The organism is Escherichia sp. S10b (assembly GCF_028421345.1).
Lineage (GTDB): Bacteria > Pseudomonadota > Gammaproteobacteria > Enterobacterales > Enterobacteriaceae > ECMA0423.
In genome coordinates, this window is sequence record NZ_JAHZSO010000006.1 from 1 (window position 1) to 20,034 (window position 20,034).

The window sequence follows — 20,034 nt, forward strand, 5'->3', positions numbered from 1 at the left end:
TGCGGACTGCAGGCAGAGAAAACTGGCCGATTTTCTCTGCACTGGAGGGATAATACAAGGCCTGATAAGCGTAGCGCATCAGGCTATTTTGCATTTGTCATCAGCCGCCGTCACCCCGACAGTATCGGGGTGACGGATAATCACTTACTCGATCCCTTTACTACGCAGGTAATCTTCGTAATTACCGCTAAAGTCGATCACGCGTTCCGGGGTGATTTCCAGAATGCGGGTCGCCAGGGAGCTTACGAACTCACGGTCGTGTGAAACAAAGATCAGCGTGCCCTGATACAGTTCCAGCGCCATGTTCAGTGACTCGATGGATTCCATATCCAGGTGGTTGGTCGGTTCGTCCATGATCAGAATGTTCGGCTTCTGCATCATTAACTTACCAAACAGCATCCGCCCTTTTTCCCCACCGGAAAGCACTTTAGCTGGCTTTTTGATGTCGTCCTGGCTGAACAGCAAACGACCGAGAATGCTGCGTACCGCCTGCTCGTCATCGCCTTCCTGCTTCCACTGACTCATCCATTCGAACACGGTCAGATCATTTTCAAACTCATATTCGTGGTCCTGGGCGTAGTAACCAATGCGCGCGTTTTCAGACCATTTTACGGTGCCGCTGTCCGGTTGCAGATCGCCCACCAGCGTTTTCAGCAGCGTTGATTTACCGACGCCGTTGGTACCCAGTACCGCAAGTTTTTCACCGACCTCCAGCAGCAGGTTGAGATTTTTAAACAGTGGACCGTTATCAAACCCTTTGGTCAGACCTTCCACTTCCAGCGCGTTACGGAACAGTTTCTTATCCTGTTCAAAACGGATGAACGGGTTCTGACGGCTGGAGGCTTTCACCTCTTCCAGTTTGATTTTATCAATCTGGCGCGCGCGCGAAGTTGCCTGGCGAGATTTCGAGGCGTTGGCGCTAAAGCGGCTAACGAAAGATTGCAACTCAGCAATCTGCGCTTTCTTCTTGGCGTTATCGGCCAGCAGACGTTCACGCGCCTGGGTCGCCGCCGTCATGTACTCATCGTAGTTACCCGGATAAACGCGCAGCTCGCCGTAATCCAGATCCGCCATGTGGGTACAGACCATGTTAAGGAAGTGACGGTCATGCGAGATGATGATCATGGTGCTGTCACGCCCGTTCAGCACCTGTTCCAGCCAGCGAATGGTGTCGATGTCGAGGTTGTTGGTCGGTTCGTCGAGCAGGAGAATATCCGGATCAGCAAACAGCGCCTGCGCCAGAAGCACACGCAGCTTCCAGCCAGGAGCAACTTCACTCATCGGGCCGTAGTGCTGTTCCACTGGAATTCCCACGCCAAGCAACAATTCACCGGCGCGAGCTTCCGCAGAGTAACCGTCCATTTCGCCGTATTTAACTTCCAGATCGGCCACTTTATAGCCGTCTTCCTCACTCATTTCCGGCAAAGCATAGATGCGGTCACGCTCCTGCTTCACTTCCCACAACTCTTTATGCCCCATGATCACCGTATCCAGCACAGTGAACTCTTCAAAGGCAAACTGATCCTGACGCAGCTTACCAATGCGCTCGTTGGGATCGAGGGAAACGTTACCCAAAGTCGGCTCTAAGTCGCCGCCGAGGATCTTCATAAAGGTGGATTTACCACTACCGTTCGCGCCAATCAGGCCGTAACGGTTGCCGCCGCCAAATTTGACGGAAATGTTTTCAAACAACGGCTTACTGCCGAACTGCATGGTGACGTTACTGGAAACTAACACAGGCGTATCCTGAAAAGAGATATGACAAACCGCGCATTATGCCATAAGTCTGAAAGAAGATCCTGCTCCTCGCTTAAGGTCTACACTCAAGCCAAAGGCAAAAAATGTGATTTCGTACACATCTGATTTCACTGTGAGCTGGAATGAACTTATAATGCGCTTCCAATACTCTAATATTCTCAACCCAATGGCCTGCCAGGCACAAAATCTCGCTTAACATGAATATGAAATTGAAAACATTATTCGCAGCGGCCTTCGCTGTTGTCGGCTTTTGCAGTACCGCCTCTGCGGTAACTTATCCTCTGCCAACCGACGGGAGTCGCCTGGTTGGTCAGAATCAGGTGATCACCATTCCTGAAGGTAACACTCAGCCGCTGGAGTATTTTGCCGCGGAGTACCAGATGGGGCTTTCCAATATGATGGAAGCGAACCCGGGTGTGGATACCTTCCTGCCGAAAGGCGGTACTGTACTGAACATTCCGCAGCAGCTGATCCTGCCGGATACCGTTCATGAAGGCATCGTCATTAACAGTGCAGAGATGCGTCTGTATTACTATCCGAAAGGGACCAACACCGTTATCGTGCTGCCGATCGGCATTGGTCAGTTAGGCAAAGATACGCCTATCAACTGGACCACCAAAGTTGAGCGTAAGAAAGCAGGCCCGACCTGGACGCCGACCGCCAAAATGCACGCAGAGTACCGCGCTGCGGGCGAACCGCTTCCGGCTGTCGTTCCGGCAGGTCCGGATAACCCGATGGGTCTGTATGCACTCTACATCGGTCGCCTGTATGCTATCCATGGCACCAACGCCAACTTCGGTATCGGCCTGCGTGTAAGTCATGGTTGTGTGCGTCTGCGTAACGAAGACATCAAATTCCTGTTCGAGAAAGTACCGGTCGGTACCCGCGTACAGTTTATTGATGAGCCGGTAAAAGCGACCACCGAGCCAGACGGCAGCCGTTATATTGAAGTCCATAACCCGCTGTCTACCACCGAAGCCCAGTTTGAAGGTCAGGAAATTGTGCCAATTACCCTGACGAAGAGCGTGCAAACAGTGACCGGTCAGCCAGATGTTGACCAGGTTGTTCTTGATGAAGCGATTAAAAACCGCTCCGGGATGCCGGTTCGTCTGAATTAATCTTCAAAACTTAAAGCAAAAGGCGGACTCATAATCCGCCTTTTTTATTTGCCAGACCCTAGTTGGCCGGGAGTATAACTAACAAAACATATCCCACCAACGCCGCCCACAACAGCATCGGTATTGAATAGAGATGGAAACGCCACCAGATGCGGCGATCGTTCGCCATACGTAGCGCAATCAAATTTGCCAGCGATCCGGGTAATAACCCAAAGCCACCTACGTTTACCGCCCATACCAGTAATAAAGACGGCGGCACATAGTTCAGCAACAATATGGTACTCGGCACGTTACTGATCACCTGCGATAAACCGATTGCCGTTAACCATAACCCGGGTTCAGATAGATGACTCACGTTACCCAACACGCCTTGCAACGCTGGAAGCTGGGTCAGTAAATGGACGTCGATAAACATCGCCATAAACACCAGCAGCAGCGTCCAGTCCACACTGAGCACCACGCGACGTGCCAGCAGCGCAAAGCCTGCCGCCACAATCACCAGTCCCCACAGCTCTTGTTTGAACTCCAGCGCCGTCAGAAAGACGATATACAGCCCCAGACAACTCCACACCAGCCGCGGTTTCCACTCCGGTGTTTGCACCCCCGTATGGTATTGCAGCGCCTTTCCAGGGAAACAACACCAGCACAGGAGCAGGAGCGTCAGCATCATTGCGCCAGCCAGCGGTGCCATTTGGGCAATAAATCCGGCAAACGAAAGACCAGAACGTCCCCAGATAAGAATATTTTGCGGGTTGCCAATTGGCGTCAGTAGCGAACCAGCGTTGACTGCCAGCGCCTCAAAAATAATCAGCCGATTAACCGGGATCTCACACAGTCTTTTTAGCGTGATAGTCAGCGGAACAACAATAAACAGCGCGACATCGTTGGTCAGAAAGGTAGAAAGCAGCGCCGCCGCCAGCACCATAAACATCGCCAGCCGACGCTCCGTAGCAAAGCGGCGCACCATTTTGCGCCCCAGCACATCAAAATAACCGCTTAACTCCACACCTTTGGTCAGCAGCATCAGGCCGCTTAAGGTGATGATGGTGTGCCAGTCGATAGCAGCAGGCCAGGATTTCGGTGCAAAGGGCACGAAAAAGCTTAATCCGATACCAACAAGAATTAATAACTGAAAAAAACGATCGCCTTGCAGCGTGCGTAAAAAAGGCAGGCTCATTTGGCACCGTGTTTCTGGGTAAACAAACGAAAAGCGTCGAGCGTCTCTTCACTAACATGGTGCTCCATGCCTTCCGCGTCGCGACGGGCGATTTCCGGACTGACGCCCAACACCAACAAGAAATTTTCAACTATCTGATGTCGCTCGCGGCTTTCCTGCGCCAGCTTCTCTCCTTCTGCCGTTAAAAACACGCCACGCCAGGGGATCATTTCAATCAGCCCCATGGTTGCCAGCCGCTTAAGCATTTTAGCCACCGTCGGTTGCGAAACTCCCAGACGAGCAGCCATGTCCACCTGACGAGCTTCCCCCACTTCCCTGATCAAGTCAGAAATCAGCTCAACGTAATCATCAATAAGCTCGCGCCGATGTGCCTCTCTGACCTGGCGGAACCCTTCAACGTGCTCTTCCACGTTCACTAACTGCGTCACTTTTTTTGCTGTTGGCGTACCTGCGCGACGACTCATTGTGCTTCCTCATTATGGTGACGCATACATAGCGTTCTCATTTCGTGCGCACATTGTAAACCAGAGTTGCGAAGGTACAAAAAATTAACGTTTTAGCAATAGCTATATAATATAGCCTGTGCTATATCTGTATGTAATGCAATCATCCCTCAAGGATCGACGGGATTAGCAAGTCAGGAGGTCTTATGAATGAGTTCAAGAGGTGTATGCGCGTGTTTAGTCATTCTCCCTTTAAAGTACGGTTAATGCTGCTCTCTATGTTGTGCGATATGGTCAACAACAAACCGCAGCAAGATAAACCTTCCGATAAATAGCGGCGTCGCGGTACGCCGCTTCACTCCTGCTTTCATGCAGGCATAACGCGTTTTGGTCTGAAAAACCCCACTTTTTGTCGGATTTGCAATCCCCTTCGCAAAAGATTTGTTCGTCAGTAGTTGACCTGAACGGCGGCTCGCTCTATCTTCTTGCAGCCCTGCGTATATTGCGGCTCGCGGATGCGGACCCCTTTCCCCTCTTCACGCACTCTTGCAGGTATTGACCCTTGACGCCAGGGTAAGCACATGGCGTTTGTTACGATAGTGGCATATGAATTTAACCCTCAAAGAATCGCTTGTTACCCGTAGCCGGGTATTTAGCCCGTGGACTGCGTTCTACTTTTTACAGTCGCTATTAATTAACCTCGGCTTAGGTTACCCCTTCAGTTTGCTCTACACCGCTGCGTTTACGGCTATTTTGCTTTTGCTATGGCGAACATTGCCTCGCGTACAAAAAGTTCTGGTCGGTGTCAGTTCGCTGGTGGCGGCTTGTTATTTCCCTTTTGCTCAGGCCTACGGCGCGCCTAATTTCAATACATTGCTGGCATTGCACTCCACCAATATGGAAGAGTCGACCGAAATCCTGACGATTTTTCCGTGGTACAGCTACCTGGTCGGCTTATTTATTTTTGCGCTCGGCGTAATAGCAATCAGGCGAAAAAAAGAGAATGAAAAAGCGCGCTGGAATACCTTCGACAGCCTGTGTCTGGTATTCAGTGTGGCGACATTTTTTGTTGCTCCCGTGCAAAACCTGGCCTGGGGTGGCGTATTTAAACTGAAAGATACTGGCTATCCGGTATTTCGTTTTGCTAAGGATGTCATCGTCAATAATAACGAGGTGATTGAAGAGCAAGAACGGATGGCAAAACTTTCCGGAATGAAAGATACCTGGACGGTCACTGCCGTTAAGCCGAAGTATCAGACCTATGTGGTGGTGATCGGTGAAAGCGCGCGTCGCGATGCCCTCGGTGCCTTTGGCGGTCACTGGGACAATACCCCGTTTGCCAGCAGCGTTAACGGTTTGATATTTGCTGACTACATTGCCGCCAGTGGCTCCACGCAGAAATCGCTTGGCTTAACGCTCAATCGCGTAGTCGATGGCAAACCACAGTTTCAGGATAACTTTGTCACCCTGGCAAATCGCGCGGGCTTCCAGACCTGGTGGTTTTCCAACCAGGGCCAAATCGGCGAATACGATACTGCTATCGCCAGCATCGCCAAACGTGCAGATGAAGTGTACTTCCTGAAAGAAGGTAATTTTGAAGCAGATAAAAACACGAAAGACGAAGCGTTACTGGATATGACCGCTCAAGTGCTGGCGCAAGAGCACTCGCAACCGCAGCTGATTGTTCTGCATCTGATGGGCTCGCATCCGCAGGCCTGCGACAGGACACAAGGCAAATACGAAACCTTTGTGCAATCGAAAGAAACGTCGTGCTATCTCTATACCATGACGCAAACGGACGATTTACTGCGCAAGCTGTACGATCAGTTACGCAACAGCGGCAGCAGCTTCTCTCTGGTTTACTTTTCTGACCACGGTCTGGCCTTTAAAGAGCGCGGCAAAGACGTGCAATACCTTGCCCATGATGATAAATATCAGCAAAATTTCCAGGTGCCTTTTATGGTCATTTCCAGCGACGATAAAGCGCATCGGGTGATTAAAGCCCGCCGCTCAGCCAATGACTTCTTAGGCTTTTTCTCGCAGTGGACGGGAATTAAAGCGAAGGAAATAAATATCAAATACCCGTTTATATCTGAGAAGAAAGCCGGGCCGATATACATCACCAACTTCCAGTTACAGAAGGTGGATTACAACCATCTCGGAACCGATATTTTCGACCCGAAACCTTAAAAACAAAAATCCGCCCCGAGAGGCGGATTTTTTATATCACCAAAGTGATTAGAAGCGGTAACCAACACCGGCAATCCAGGTGCCTACGTCAACGCTACGAATACGGCTCTGCTCGTAAGAGAAGTCCAGAGCAACGTTTTCCATCGGGTTGAACTGCAGACCAGCACCGTAGGAGAAACCGTAGTCGCTGGTGTCGTGTTTGTAGGTCGGGTATTCAGTGGTCTGGAATTTACCATAACCCACACCCACTACACCGTAGATGCTTGCCCAGTCGTTAATGCGGTAAGCCGGACCAGCAGTGATGCCGTAGTACTGGTTTTTGTTGTAGTCACCAGAGCTTGCAGTACGGCTTTTCTCGGTGTAAGTGAAAGAACCGATCACACCCAGCGGGCTGTTGTCTTCTTCATAGCGGTATTTCAGGTTGAAACCGCCCATTTTGTTCATTTGGCCCTGAGCGTCGCTCTGTGCGTAACCGCCAGTTACGGTAGAAGTCGCAGCTACGGAAGTACCTGCGGTGAAAGCCAGAACTGCGGCCAGTGCTGAAAGACATGCAATTTTTTTCATAACCACCTCAAATGTGATTCAAATAAGTCCTAAGTTTTAAATATATCAAAAATTAATGGGAAACTCTTCGCGATTTGTGATGTCTAACGGGCCATTTCATGTAACAGAACGTTTCCATACACCGCTATCCATCTAAATTTAAATCACTTTTTCAGAGAACTGCGTAAGTATTACGCATGTTTTCCCTGTCATTCATCCAGATTATTCCTAATCACCAGACTAATGATTCCATCAATCCTGGCGCATTTTAGTCAAAACGGGGGAAAATTTTTTCAACAAATGCTCAACCAGCATTGGGTATATCCAGTACACTCCACGCTTTACTTAAGTCTAGATATTTGTGGGAGAAAGGATGCCTGGTTCATTACGTAAAATGCCGGTCTGGTTACCAATAATCATATTGCTCGTTGCCATGGCGTCTATTCAGGGTGGAGCCTCGTTAGCTAAGTCACTTTTTCCTCTGGTGGGCGCACCGGGTGTCACTGCGCTGCGTCTGGCATTAGGAACGCTGATCCTCATCGCGTTCTTTAAGCCATGGCGACTGCGCTTTGCCAAAGAGCAACGGTTACCGCTGTTGTTTTACGGCGTTTCGCTGGGTGGGATGAATTATCTTTTTTATCTTTCTATTCAGACAGTACCGCTGGGTATTGCGGTGGCGCTGGAGTTCACCGGACCACTGGCGGTGGCGCTGTTCTCTTCTCGTCGCCCGGTAGATTTCGTCTGGGTTGTGCTGGCGGTTCTTGGTCTGTGGTTCCTGCTACCGCTGGGGCAAGACGTTTCCCATGTCGATTTAACCGGCTGTGCGCTGGCACTGGGGGCCGGGGCTTGTTGGGCTATTTACATTTTAAGTGGGCAACGCGCAGGAGCGGAACATGGCCCTGCAACGGTGGCAATTGGTTCGTTGATTGCAGCGTTAATTTTCGTGCCAATTGGAGCGCTTCAGGCTGGTGAAGCACTCTGGCACTGGTCGGTTATTCCATTGGGTCTGGCTGTCGCTATTCTCTCGACCGCTCTGCCTTATTCGCTGGAAATGATTGCCCTCACCCGTTTGCCAACACGGACATTTGGTACGCTGATGAGCATGGAACCGGCGCTGGCTGCCGTTTCCGGGATGATTTTCCTCGGAGAAACACTGACACCCATACAGCTGCTGGCGCTCGGCGCTATCATCGCCGCTTCAATGGGGTCTACGCTGACAGTACGCAAAGAGAGCAAAATAAAAGAATTAGACATTAATTAAATTTACATTTCTGCATGGTTATGCATAACCATGCAGAATTTCTCGCTACTTTTCCTCTACACCGTCTTTATATATCGAATTATGCAAAAGCATATTTATTCCGAAAATTCCTGGCGAGCAGATAAATAAGAATTGTTCTTATCAATATATCTAACTCATTGAATCTTTATTAGTTTTGTTTTTCACGCTTGTTACCACTATTAGTGTGATAGGAACAGCCAGAATAGCGGAACACATAGCCGGTGCTATACTTAGTCTCGTTAATTACTGGGACATAACATCAAGAGGATATGAAATTATGAGTACCGCTAAATTAGTTAAATCAAAAGCGACCAATCTGCTTTATACCCGCAACGATGTCTCCGACAGCGAGAAAAAAGCAACAGTAGAGTTGCTGAATCGCCAGGTTATCCAGTTTATTGATCTTTCTTTGATTACCAAACAAGCGCACTGGAACATGCGCGGCGCTAACTTCATTGCCGTACATGAAATGCTGGATGGCTTCCGCACCGCACTGATCGATCATCTGGATACCATGGCAGAACGTGCAGTGCAGCTGGGCGGTGTAGCTCTGGGGACCACTCAAGTTATCAACAGCAAAACCCCGCTGAAAAGTTACCCGCTGGACATCCACAACGTTCAGGATCACCTGAAAGAACTGGCTGACCGTTACGCAATCGTCGCTAATGACGTACGCAAAGCGATTGGCGAAGCGAAAGATGACGACACCGCAGATATCCTGACCGCCGCGTCTCGCGACCTGGATAAATTCCTGTGGTTTATCGAGTCTAACATCGAATAAATCCATCGCTGATGGTGCAGAACTTTAGTACCCGATAAAAGCGGCTTCCTGACAGGAGGCCGTTTTGTTTTGCAGCCCACCTCAACGCACTTATTTAGTGCATCCATCTGCTATCTCCAGCTGATTAAGTAAATTTTTTGTATCCACATCATCACACAATCGTTACATAAAGATTGTTTTTTCATCAGGTTTTACGCTAAATAATCACTGTGTTGAGTGCACAATTTTAGCGCACCAGATTGGTGCCCCAGAATGGTGCATCTTCAGGGTATTGCCCTATAAATCGTGCATCACGTTTTTGCCGCATCTCGAAAAATCAAGGAGTTGCAAAACTGGCACGATTTTTTCATATATGTGAATGTCACGCAGGGGATCGTCCCGTGGATAGAAAAAAGGAAATGCTATGAAGTCTGTATTAAAAGTTTCACTGGCTGCACTGACCCTGGCTTTTGCGGTTTCTTCTCATGCCGCGGATAAAAAATTAGTTGTCGCGACGGATACCGCCTTCGTTCCGTTTGAATTTAAACAGGGCGATAAATATGTGGGCTTTGACGTTGATCTGTGGGCTGCCATCGCTAAAGAGCTGAAGCTGGATTACGAACTGAAGCCGATGGATTTCAGTGGGATCATTCCGGCACTGCAAACCAAAAACGTCGATCTGGCGCTGGCGGGCATTACCATCACCGACGAGCGTAAAAAAGCGATCGATTTCTCTGACGGCTACTACAAAAGCGGCCTGTTAGTGATGGTGAAAGCTAACAATAACGATGTGAAAAGCGTGAAAGATCTCGACGGGAAAGTGGTTGCTGTGAAGAGCGGTACTGGCTCCGTTGATTACGCGAAAGCAAACATCAAAACTAAAGATCTGCGTCAGTTCCCGAACATCGATAACGCCTATATGGAACTGGGCACCAACCGCGCAGACGCCGTTCTGCACGATACGCCAAACATTCTGTACTTCATCAAAACCGCCGGTAACGGTCAGTTCAAAGCGGTAGGTGACTCTCTGGAAGCGCAGCAATACGGTATTGCGTTCCCGAAAGGTAGCGACGAGCTGCGTGACAAAGTCAACGGCGCGTTGAAAACCCTGCGCGAGAACGGAACTTACAACGAAATCTACAAAAAATGGTTCGGTACTGAACCGAAATAATAACGCTACACCTGTAAAACGCACTGGCAGTTCCCTCTCCCCTATGGGGAGAGGATTAGGGTGAGGGGCGCAAACCCACTCCGGGGCCATTAATTACCCTGAATTTGATTATTTACACCACGGTAACAGGAACAACATATGCAGTTTGACTGGAGTGCCATCTGGCCTGCCATTCCGCTTCTGATTGAAGGTGCCAAAATGACCCTGTGGATTTCGGTCCTCGGTCTGGCAGGCGGTCTGGTAATCGGATTGCTGGCAGGTTTTGCACGCACCTTCGGTGGTTGGATAGCCAACCACGTCGCGCTGGTCTTTATTGAAGTGATCCGCGGCACACCTATCGTCGTCCAGGTGATGTTTATCTATTTCGCCCTGCCGATGGCGTTTAACGACTTACGCATCGACCCATTTACTGCGGCGGTGGTCACCATCATGATCAACTCCGGCGCGTACATTGCGGAAATCACGCGTGGTGCGGTGCTGTCTATTCACAAAGGTTTTCGTGAAGCAGGACTGGCGCTCGGTCTTTCACGTTGGGAAACCATTCGCTACGTCATTTTACCGCTGGCACTGCGTCGTATGCTGCCGCCGCTGGGTAACCAGTGGATCATCAGCATTAAAGACACCTCGCTGTTTATTGTTATCGGCGTGGCGGAACTGACCCGTCAGGGGCAAGAAATTATTGCCGGTAACTTCCGCGCCCTTGAGATCTGGAGCGCCGTGGCGGTGTTCTATCTGATTATTACCCTGGTGCTGAGCTTTATTCTGCGTCGTCTGGAAAGAAGGATGAAAATCCTGTGATTGAATTTAAAAACGTCTCCAAGCATTTTGGTCCAACCCAGGTGCTGCACAATATCGATTTGAACATTGCTCAGGGCGAAGTCGTGGTGATTATCGGGCCGTCCGGTTCCGGTAAATCGACCCTGCTGCGCTGCATCAACAAACTGGAAGAAATCACCTCCGGCGATCTGATTGTCGATGGCCTGAAGGTTAACGATCCGAAAGTTGACGAGCGCCTGATTCGCCAGGAAGCGGGTATGGTGTTCCAGCAGTTTTACCTCTTCCCGCATCTGACGGCGCTGGAAAACGTCATGTTTGGTCCGCTACGCGTGCGTGGCGCGAACAAAGAAGAGGCGGAAAAACTGGCGCGTGAGCTGCTGGCGAAAGTCGGTCTGGCAGAACGTGCACATCACTACCCTTCCGAACTTTCTGGTGGTCAACAGCAGCGTGTGGCGATTGCCCGCGCGCTGGCGGTGAAGCCGAAAATGATGCTGTTTGATGAACCGACTTCCGCTCTTGACCCGGAACTGCGCCATGAAGTGCTGAAGGTTATGCAGGATCTGGCTGAAGAAGGGATGACGATGGTGATCGTGACCCACGAAATCGGTTTTGCCGAGAAAGTAGCTTCGCGGCTGATCTTTATCGACAAAGGCCGGATTGCGGAAGATGGCGATCCGCAGGTATTGATCAAGAACCCGCCGAGCCAGCGCTTGCAGGAATTTTTGCAGCACGTCTCTTAACTTCTCTGCCTCCCTTTCACCCGAAAGGGAGGCACACCAGATTCCTCTCATTTAAAATCGCCCCTCCCCCAGCATCTATACTTATCTTTTTGCTCTGTTTTCTCACTGGAGGAGTCATGCGGTGGATCCTGTTCATCCTCTTCTGCCTGCTGGGCGCACCTGCCCACGCGGTATCCATACCCGGCGTTACAACCACAACGACAACGGACTCAACGACTGAACCGGCCCCGGAACCGGATATCGAACAAAAAAAAGCGGCCTATGGCGCACTGGCGGATGTGCTGGATAACGACACCTCGCGTAAAGAATTGATCGACCAGTTGCGTACTGTCGCCGCGACGCCCCCTGCGGAACCGGTCCCGAAGATCGTGCCGCCGACGCTGGTTGAAGAGCAAACCGTGCTGCAAAAGGTCACCGAAGTCAGCCGCCATTATGGTGAAGCCCTTTCCGCCCGCTTCGGACAACTTTATCGCAATATCACCGGCTCCCCGCATAAGCCGTTTAATCCACAAACCTTCAGCAATGCGTTGACCCATTTTTCAATGTTAGCGGTATTAGTGTTTGGTTTTTACTGGCTGATTCGTCTGTGCGCACTGCCGCTGTATCGCAAAATGGGCCAGTGGGCGCGGCAAAAAAATCGCGAACGCAGCAACTGGCTGCAGCTTCCGGCGATGATTATCGGGGCGTTTATTATCGACCTACTGTTACTGGCACTGACATTGTTTGTCGGCCAGGTATTAAGCGACAACCTGAATGCGGGCAGTCGCACCATCGCTTTCCAACAAAGTTTGTTTCTCAACGCCTTTGCCCTGATTGAATTTTTCAAAGCCGTACTACGCCTGATTTTTTGCCCAAACGTGGCTGAACTGCGCCCGTTCACGATTCAGGACGAGAGCGCCCGTTACTGGAGTCGTCGCCTGAGCTGGTTAAGCAGTTTGATAGGTTATGGCCTGATTGTGGCCGTGCCGATTATCTCTAATCAGGTGAATGTACAGATAGGTGCGCTGGCGAACGTCATCATTATGCTGTGCATGACCGTCTGGGCGTTGTACCTGATCTTTCGCAATAAAAAAGAGATTACCCAACATTTGCTCAACTTTGCGGAGCATTCGCTGGCCTTTTTCAGCCTGTTTATCCGCGCCTTTGCGCTGGTGTGGCACTGGCTGGCAAGCGCCTATTTTATCGTGCTGTTTTTCTTTTCGTTGTTCGATCCGGGCAACAGCCTGAAATTTATGATGGGTGCAACGGTGCGCAGCCTGGCGATTATTGGTATCGCAGCGTTTGTTTCCGGTATGTTTTCCCGCTGGCTGGCGAAAACCATCACCCTCTCGCCACATACTCAGCGTAACTATCCGGAGCTACAAAAACGGCTGAATGGCTGGCTTTCGGCGGCGCTGAAAACGGCGCGTATTCTGACCGTCTGCGTGGCGGTAATGTTGCTGTTGAGCGCATGGGGATTGTTCGATTTCTGGAACTGGCTGCAAAACGGCGCGGGGCAGAAAACCGTAGATATCCTGATCCGCATCGCACTCATTCTTTTCTTCTCGGCGGTTGGCTGGACAGTGCTCGCCAGTTTGATCGAAAACCGGCTGGCTTCGGATATTCATGGCCGCCCGCTACCCAGCGCCCGTACGCGTACCCTGCTGACGCTGTTCCGTAACGCGCTGGCGGTGATTATCAGTACCATCACCATCATGATTGTGTTGTCGGAAATCGGCGTCAATATCGCGCCATTGCTGGCAGGTGCCGGGGCATTAGGTCTGGCTATCTCGTTTGGTTCGCAAACGCTGGTGAAAGATATTATCACCGGGGTATTTATTCAGTTTGAAAACGGCATGAACACTGGAGATTTGGTTACTATCGGGCCGTTGACCGGCACTGTGGAACGGATGTCGATTCGCTCCGTGGGCGTGCGTCAGGATACCGGGGCGTATCACATCATTCCTTGGTCTTCGATAACCACCTTTGCTAACTTCGTCCGCGGCATTGGTTCGGTGGTGGCAAACTACGATGTTGATCGCCATGAAGATGCTGATAAAGCCAATCAGGCACTGAAAGATGCGGTAGCGGAATTGATGGAAAACGAAGAAATTCGCGGGCTGGTTATTGGTGAACCAAACTTTGCCGGGATTGTCGGCTTAAGCAATACCGCGTTTACACTGCGTGTTTCGTTCACCACGCTGCCACTCAAACAGTGGACGGTCCGCTTTGCCCTCGACAGCCAGGTGAAAAAGCATTTCGACCTGGCAGGTGTTCGCGCGCCAGTGCAGACTTATCAGGTGCTGCCTGCTCCGGGCGCGGCCCCGGCTGAACCGCTGCCGCCGGGGGAGCCAACGCTTTAACGTTGGCGATTAACAAAACGGCGGCGCTGCTCGTCGTTCATAAAGGTCCAGGCAATAAAGCGACTCTGCTTTTGCCCCTGGGCCATCTCTTTTTTAACCACCTTCACCGCGCCCACGTCCGTCAGAGCACGATACAACGGCGGTAAGTTTTCACCACGAGAAACCAGCGAGGTAAACCACATCACCTGCTTCGCGAAGCCTTTGCTCTCTTCAATCATCTTTTTGATAAAGGCGACTTCACCACCTTCACACCACAACTCCTGTTGCTGGCCGCCAAAGTTCAGTGCATCGTCTTTGTTCAGCCCCAGGTTACGGCGTTTACGCTCACTACCTGCCCGCGCTGCAGCGGCGGAATCGTGGAATGGCGGGTTACACAAGGTCGCGTCGTATTGCTCGTTTTTATGGATGATGCCGTTAAAAATTGCCCCACTCTCTTTTTGCCGACGCAGACGAATGGCGCGGTTAAGCCCCGGATTAGCACTGATAATCGCCTGCGCACTGCTTAACGCCTGGCTGCTGGTTTCACTACCGGTAAAACGCCAGCCATATTCATGTACGCCAATCAGCGGATAAATACAGTTCGCACCAACGCCGATATCCAGAATGCTGGCATTCGCTGGAATTGTTCCGCTTGCTTCAGCCAGTAAATCGGCAAGGTGATGAATATAATCCGCCCGGCCCGGTACTGGTGGGCAGAGAAAACCGTCGGGGATATCCCAGTTCGCTACGGCGTAAAAATGGGCCAGCAACGCCTTATTGAGCGCCTTCACCGCCAGCGGATTGGCAAAGTCTACGCTTTGCTCCCCGGCGGGTGTAAGCGTGAGGAATTGCCTGAGTTCAGGATTGACCTGACAAAGCGTGGCGAGATCGTAGCGGCTGTGATGACGGTTGCGCGGATGCAACCCCGGTTTCTGGGCGGACATAGCATTCTCCTTTAAGCAGCGGCGTAAGATACCCGCATAACGCGACAGGGTAAATATCTGGCTGCGTTTATCATTCCCCAAAACCTTAACATGGCTATGGTTTATGGCAATTCATCATAAAAATCAGCATTATGCATGTCATTGATTTGTCTTATTTTGTAAAAATATATCGTTCAAAAAATAAGCACATCTCTGTCAATTTTTTGCGTCATTTTCATCGCCCAGGCGACCTACACTTATCAGGCACTACCCGTTGTATTTATGAGGATGTCATTATGAAAAAGTGCCTCACACTACTGATTGCCACCGTCCTGAGCGGAATCTCTCTCACGGCTTATGCCGCGCAACCGATGAGTAACCTGGACAGCGGTCAGCTACGGCCCGCCGGTACCGTTTCGGCAACTGGCGCATCAAACCTAAGCGATCTGGAGGATAAACTGGCAGAAAAAGCGCGCGAGCAAGGCGCGAAAGGTTATGTCATTAATTCCGCAGGCGGAAATGACCAGATGTTCGGTACTGCAACCATCTACAAATAACCCCACCAACGTAACTGCATTCGCCTCTGGATGCAGTTTTCGCCTGTTTTGTAATCAAAAAACATCAAATATGAACGCAATGTAAATAAATGTATTTCTTTTTCGCGCAATGGGTGATAGAAAATCGCGCCAAGTGATAATGCTTATCAAAATTATTATCACTTGCACGAACACTATCACGAGATTAACAGTGGCATCGCATCCGCAGAGAGGCTTTCTCGTGGCAGTGAAAATTTCAACATATAAAAAAAGTCACCTGCAAAATGGAAAACAATCGCAATTTCCCTGCCAGACAATTTCATTCGCTCACGTTCTTTGCCGGTCTTTGTATTGGCATCACGCCTGTGGCTCAGGCACTCGCCGCCGAAGGGCAAACTAACGCGGATGACACGCTGGTTGTCGAAGCATCAACGCCTTCGCTTTATGCGCCACAACAATCTGCCGATCCGAAATTCTCGCGTCCGGTAGCGGATACTACCCGCACGATGACGGTGATTTCTGAACAAGTGATTAAAGATCAGGGCGCAACCAACCTTACCGACGCGCTCAAAAACGTCCCCGGCGTGGGTGCGTTTTTTGCGGGTGAGAACGGTAACTCCACCACTGGCGACGCCATTTATATGCGCGGTGCTGATACCTCTAACAGTATTTATATTGATGGCATTCGCGATATCGGCAGCGTCTCGCGCGACACCTTCAATACTGAGCAGGTCGAAGTGATTAAAGGGCCTTCCGGCACCGACTACGGGCGCAGCGCGCCGACGGGCTCGATCAATATGATCAGCAAGCAGCCGCGCAATGATTCCGGCATTGACGCCTCCGCCAGTATTGGCAGCGCCTGGTTCCGCCGCGGCACGCTGGACGTCAATCAGGTCATTGGTGATACCACTGCGGTGCGCCTGAATGTGATGGGCGAAAAAACGCACGATGCCAGACGCGACAAAGTCAAAAATGAGCGTTACGGCGTCGCCCCTTCTATCGCTTTTGGCCTTGGTACAGCGAATCGTTTGTATCTTAATTATCTGCATGTCACCCAGCACAACACGCCAGACGGCGGCATTCCGACCATCGGTTTGCCGGGTTATTCTGCCCCATCTGCGGGAACAGCGGCTCTGAATCATTCCGGAAAAGTTGATACTCATAACTTTTACGGCACGGATTCCGATTACGACGATTCGACCACCGACACCGCCACCATGCGTTTTGAGCACGACATCAACGATAACACCACCATTCGCAATACTACCCGTTGGTCGCGCGTAAAGCAGGATTACCTGATGACGGCGATTATGGGCGGGGCGTCGAATATTACTCAGCCCACCAGCGATGTGAATAGCTGGACCTGGTCACGCACGGCGAATACCAAAGATGTGAGTAATAAAATTCTCACCAACCAGACCAACCTGACCTCGACGTTCTATACCGGTTCTATCGGTCATGATGTCAGTACCGGCGTGGAATTTACCCGTGAAACGCAGACTAACTACGGCGTTAATCCGGTGACGTTACCCGCGGTAAATATTTATCATCCTGACAGCAGCATTCATCCCGGCGGCCTGACGCGCAACGGCGCAAACGCCAATGGTCAGACGGATACCTTCGCAATTTACGCCTTCGATACGCTGCAAATCACCCGTGATTTTGAGCTGAACGGCGGGATCCGTCTGGATAATTATCATACTGAATATGACAGTGCCACCGCCTGCGGCGGCAGCGGACGCGGTGCCATCACCTGCCCAGCTGGTGTGGCAAAAGGTTCTCCGGTCACCACCGTCGACACCGCCAAGTCGGGCAATCTGGTGAACTGGAAAGCCGGGGCGCTGTATCACCTGACGGAAAACGGTAATGTCTATATTAACTATGCCGTTTCCCAGCAGCCTCCGGGCGGCAACAACTTCGCCCTTGCGCAGTCTGGCAGCGGTAACAGTGCCAACCGCACCGATTTTAAACCGCAAAAAGCCAACACCAGCGAGATTGGCACCAAATGGCAGGTTCTGGATAAACGCCTGTTGCTCACCGCCGCGCTGTTCCGTACTGATATCGAAAATGAAGTTGAGCAAAATGATGACGGAACTTACTCGCAATACGGTAAGAAACGTGTCGAAGGCTATGAGATATCCGTGGCCGGGAATATCACGCCCGCGTGGCAGGTGATTGGCGGCTATACCCAGCAAAAAGCAACCATCAAAAACGGCAAAGATGTTGCCCAGGATGGTTCCTCATCGCTGCCGTATACCCCGGAGCACGCCTTCACCTTATGGAGCCAGTATCAGGCAACAGATGATATCTCTGTTGGCGCGGGCGCACGCTATATCGGCAGTATGCATAAAGGTTCAGACGGCGCGGTGGGAACGCCAGCGTTTACCGAAGGTTACTGGGTCGCCGATGCCAAACTGGGGTATCGGGTTAATCGCAATCTCGACTTCCAGCTAAACGTTTACAACCTGTTTGATACCGATTACGTCGCCTCAATCAACAAGAGCGGCTACCGTTATCACCCGGGCGAGCCAAGAACCTTCTTGCTCACAGCCAATATGCATTTCTGATTCAGATGTGGGGCGCAGGCCCCACTTTTTGGAGAACTTGTATGATGTACCACATTCCCGGCGTGTTATCGCCACAGGACGTCGCCCGGTTTCGCGAACAACTGGAACAAGCCGAATGGGTGGATGGACGCGTCACCACCGGCGCACAAGGTGCGCAAGTTAAGAACAATCAACAGGTCGACACCCGCAGCACGTTATACGCCGCCCTGCAAAATGAGGTGCTGAACGCGGTTAACCAACATGCTTTATTCTTTGCCGCGGCCTTGCCGCGTACCCTTTCCACGCCGCTGTTTAATCGCTATCAGAACAATGAAACCTATGGTTTCCATGTGGATGGCGCAGTACGCAGCCATCCACAAAACGGCTGGATGCGTACTGACCTTTCTGCCACGCTGTTTTTAAGCGATCCACAAAGCTACGACGGCGGCGAACTGGTCGTTAATGACACCTTCGGACAACATCGGGTAAAACTCCCGGCAGGCGATCTCGTGTTGTATCCCTCCAGCAGCCTGCATTGCGTGACACCCGTAACCCGCGGCGTACGAGTGGCATCATTTATGTGGATCCAGTCGATGATCCGTGATGATAAAAAGCGCGCCATGCTGTTTGAACTGGACAACAATATTCAGTCGCTGAAAAGCCGCTACGGCGAAAGTGAAGAGATCCTGTCGCTGCTTAATCTTTATCATAATCTGCTGCGGGAATGGTCGGAGATCTGATGCTTGAACTGCCCAAGTTCGTCCCTGGATTAGCTACACTTAACTGTACAAGCATTGATATGGGGAGGACGATATGGCATCCGGTTGGGCTAACGATGACGCCGTCAACGAACAGATCAACAGTACAATTGAAGATGCGATTGCCCGCGCTCGGGGTGAAATTCCGCGTGGCGAAAGCCTGGATGAATGTGAAGAGTGCGGTGCCCCCATCCCGCAAGCCCGTCGGGAAGCCATTCCTGGCGTGCGCTTATGCATTCATTGTCAGCAGGAGAAAGATTTACAAAAACCAGCGTATACAGGATATAATCGCAGAGGTTCGAAAGACAGCCAGTTACGTTAACTACAACTGGCGAGATGCATAGCGAGTATAATTTGTATTTTGCGTGGCATTCCGTGCCTTTAACGCTGCTGTGACTGCCACGCGGCATAAAACAAGTCCATAAGTACAACAAATAAATGGTTTATCAGTATGTTAGATATCAATCAATTTATTTGAACAAGGCGGTCAATTCTCTTCGATTTTATCTCTCGTAAAAAAACGTGATACTCATCACATCGACGAAACAACGTCACTTATACAAAAATCACCTGCGAGAGATTAATTATGAAAACTATCAATACTGTTGTTGCTGCTATGGCTCTTTCAACTCTGTCATTTGGCGTGTTTGCCGCGGAACCGGTAACGGCATCCCAGGCACAGAACATGAATAAAATCGGCGTGGTTTCTGCCGATGGCGCATCCACCCTCGATGCCCTGGAAGCGAAACTGGCTGAGAAAGCCGCGGCAGCCGGTGCCAGTGGATACAGCATCACTTCCGCCACCAACAACAATAAATTAAGCGGTACTGCGGTAATTTATAAGTAATTCGTAGGACGGATAAGGCGTTTACGCCGCATCCGGCAACAGATGCCTGATGCGACGCTACCGCGTCTTATCAGGCCTTGTATTATCCCTCCAGTGCAGAGAAAATCGGCCAGTTTTCTCTGCCTGCAGTCCGCATGCCGTATC

20 protein-coding genes are annotated in these 20,034 nt (G+C 50.8%); 14 read left to right on the forward strand and 6 right to left on the reverse strand.

Annotation, left to right across the window (positions count from 1 at the left end; translation table 11 throughout):
* Window positions 1-144 precede the first annotated feature (144 nt).
* Window positions 145-1,737: an ABC-F family ATPase gene (locus FTE26_RS00530; RefSeq protein ID WP_085674780.1), complete on the reverse strand. Its 1,593-nt coding sequence runs from the start codon at window positions 1,735-1,737 to the stop codon at window positions 145-147.
* Between the two features lie 218 nt (window positions 1,738-1,955).
* On the opposite strand from FTE26_RS00530, the gene ldtB reads away from it, so the two are divergent.
* Entirely contained in the window at window positions 1,956-2,876 is a 921-nt protein-coding gene (gene ldtB, locus FTE26_RS00535) for a L,D-transpeptidase (protein ID WP_001056384.1), read from the forward strand.
* A 58-nt stretch (window positions 2,877-2,934) separates the two neighbouring features.
* Here ldtB and FTE26_RS00540 read toward each other — a convergent pair whose 3' ends face one another.
* Complete coding sequence (locus FTE26_RS00540) at window positions 2,935-4,053, reverse strand: anion transporter (protein WP_000056442.1); 1,119 nt, start codon at window positions 4,051-4,053, stop codon at window positions 2,935-2,937.
* A complete protein-coding gene (mntR, locus tag FTE26_RS00545; protein ID WP_000091016.1) occupies window positions 4,050-4,517 on the reverse strand; it encodes a manganese-binding transcriptional regulator MntR in 468 nt (155 codons plus the stop codon). The genes FTE26_RS00540 and mntR overlap by 4 nt, the downstream gene beginning before the upstream one ends.
* Before the next feature lie 185 nt (window positions 4,518-4,702).
* Between mntR and mntS the strand changes: the two genes are divergently transcribed.
* On the forward strand, window positions 4,703-4,831 hold the full coding sequence (gene mntS / locus FTE26_RS00550) for a manganase accumulation protein MntS (RefSeq protein WP_001001761.1): 129 nt from the start codon (window positions 4,703-4,705) through the stop codon (window positions 4,829-4,831).
* Window positions 4,832-5,102: 271 nt separating this feature from the next.
* Window positions 5,103-6,686 carry a phosphoethanolamine transferase gene (opgE, locus tag FTE26_RS00555; RefSeq protein ID WP_001054678.1) on the forward strand — a complete coding sequence of 528 codons (1,584 nt, stop codon included), beginning with the start codon at window positions 5,103-5,105 and terminating at the stop codon, window positions 6,684-6,686.
* Window positions 6,687-6,734: 48 nt separating this feature from the next.
* On the opposite strand, the gene ompX is transcribed toward opgE, so the two are convergent.
* A complete protein-coding gene (gene ompX, locus FTE26_RS00560; RefSeq protein ID WP_001295296.1) occupies window positions 6,735-7,250 on the reverse strand; it encodes an outer membrane protein OmpX in 516 nt (171 codons plus the stop codon).
* Window positions 7,251-7,302: 52 nt separating this feature from the next.
* Window positions 7,303-7,368, reverse strand: a complete 66-nt coding sequence (locus FTE26_RS00565; protein ID WP_120795379.1) for a protein YliM — start codon at window positions 7,366-7,368, stop codon at window positions 7,303-7,305.
* Window positions 7,369-7,602: 234 nt separating this feature from the next.
* On the opposite strand from FTE26_RS00565, the gene rhtA reads away from it, so the two are divergent.
* The 6 genes from rhtA to ybiO all read left to right on the forward strand — a co-directional run bounded on the left by rhtA (window position 7,603) and on the right by ybiO (window position 14,301).
* Complete coding sequence (rhtA, locus tag FTE26_RS00570; protein WP_001119538.1) at window positions 7,603-8,490, forward strand: threonine/homoserine exporter RhtA; 888 nt, start codon at window positions 7,603-7,605, stop codon at window positions 8,488-8,490.
* A 298-nt stretch (window positions 8,491-8,788) separates the two neighbouring features.
* Window positions 8,789-9,292, forward strand: coding sequence for a DNA starvation/stationary phase protection protein Dps (gene dps, locus FTE26_RS00575; RefSeq protein WP_000100800.1), 504 nt, complete (start codon window positions 8,789-8,791; stop codon window positions 9,290-9,292).
* A gap of 403 nt (window positions 9,293-9,695) precedes the next feature.
* Window positions 9,696-10,442 (forward strand): glutamine ABC transporter substrate-binding protein GlnH, encoded by a 747-nt coding sequence (gene glnH, locus FTE26_RS00580; protein WP_000843866.1) that lies wholly within the window; start codon window positions 9,696-9,698, stop codon window positions 10,440-10,442.
* A 138-nt stretch (window positions 10,443-10,580) separates the two neighbouring features.
* Complete coding sequence (gene glnP, locus FTE26_RS00585) at window positions 10,581-11,240, forward strand: glutamine ABC transporter permease GlnP (protein WP_001159065.1); 660 nt, start codon at window positions 10,581-10,583, stop codon at window positions 11,238-11,240.
* Complete coding sequence (gene glnQ, locus FTE26_RS00590) at window positions 11,237-11,959, forward strand: glutamine ABC transporter ATP-binding protein GlnQ (RefSeq protein WP_000569080.1); 723 nt, start codon at window positions 11,237-11,239, stop codon at window positions 11,957-11,959. Before glnP ends, glnQ begins: the two co-directional genes overlap by 4 nt.
* A gap of 116 nt (window positions 11,960-12,075) precedes the next feature.
* Entirely contained in the window at window positions 12,076-14,301 is a 2,226-nt protein-coding gene (ybiO, locus tag FTE26_RS00595) for a mechanosensitive channel protein (protein WP_001267255.1), read from the forward strand.
* On the opposite strand, the gene rlmF is transcribed toward ybiO, so the two are convergent.
* Window positions 14,298-15,224, reverse strand: a complete 927-nt coding sequence (rlmF, locus tag FTE26_RS00600; protein ID WP_001275941.1) for a 23S rRNA (adenine(1618)-N(6))-methyltransferase RlmF — start codon at window positions 15,222-15,224, stop codon at window positions 14,298-14,300. The genes ybiO and rlmF overlap by 4 nt on opposite strands.
* 275 nt (window positions 15,225-15,499) lie before the next feature.
* Between rlmF and mcbA the strand changes: the two genes are divergently transcribed.
* From mcbA to ybiJ, 5 genes are all read left to right on the forward strand, one after another.
* The gene (gene mcbA, locus FTE26_RS00605) at window positions 15,500-15,760 is read left to right on the forward strand and encodes a DUF1471 family periplasmic protein McbA (RefSeq protein ID WP_000710619.1); all 261 of its coding nucleotides are present in this window, start codon (window positions 15,500-15,502) and stop codon (window positions 15,758-15,760) included.
* A gap of 263 nt (window positions 15,761-16,023) precedes the next feature.
* The gene (locus tag FTE26_RS00610) at window positions 16,024-18,306 is read left to right on the forward strand and encodes a catecholate siderophore receptor Fiu (RefSeq protein WP_000430063.1); all 2,283 of its coding nucleotides are present in this window, start codon (window positions 16,024-16,026) and stop codon (window positions 18,304-18,306) included.
* Window positions 18,307-18,347: 41 nt separating this feature from the next.
* A complete protein-coding gene (gene ybiX / locus FTE26_RS00615; RefSeq protein WP_000990177.1) occupies window positions 18,348-19,025 on the forward strand; it encodes a PKHD-type hydroxylase YbiX in 678 nt (225 codons plus the stop codon).
* 73 nt (window positions 19,026-19,098) lie between these two features.
* On the forward strand, window positions 19,099-19,365 hold the full coding sequence (gene ybiI, locus FTE26_RS00620) for a C4-type zinc finger protein YbiI (RefSeq protein WP_000146343.1): 267 nt from the start codon (window positions 19,099-19,101) through the stop codon (window positions 19,363-19,365).
* Between the two features lie 264 nt (window positions 19,366-19,629).
* Entirely contained in the window at window positions 19,630-19,890 is a 261-nt protein-coding gene (gene ybiJ, locus FTE26_RS00625; protein ID WP_000849301.1) for a DUF1471 family protein YbiJ, read from the forward strand.
* The last annotated feature ends 144 nt before the right edge of the window (window positions 19,891-20,034 follow it).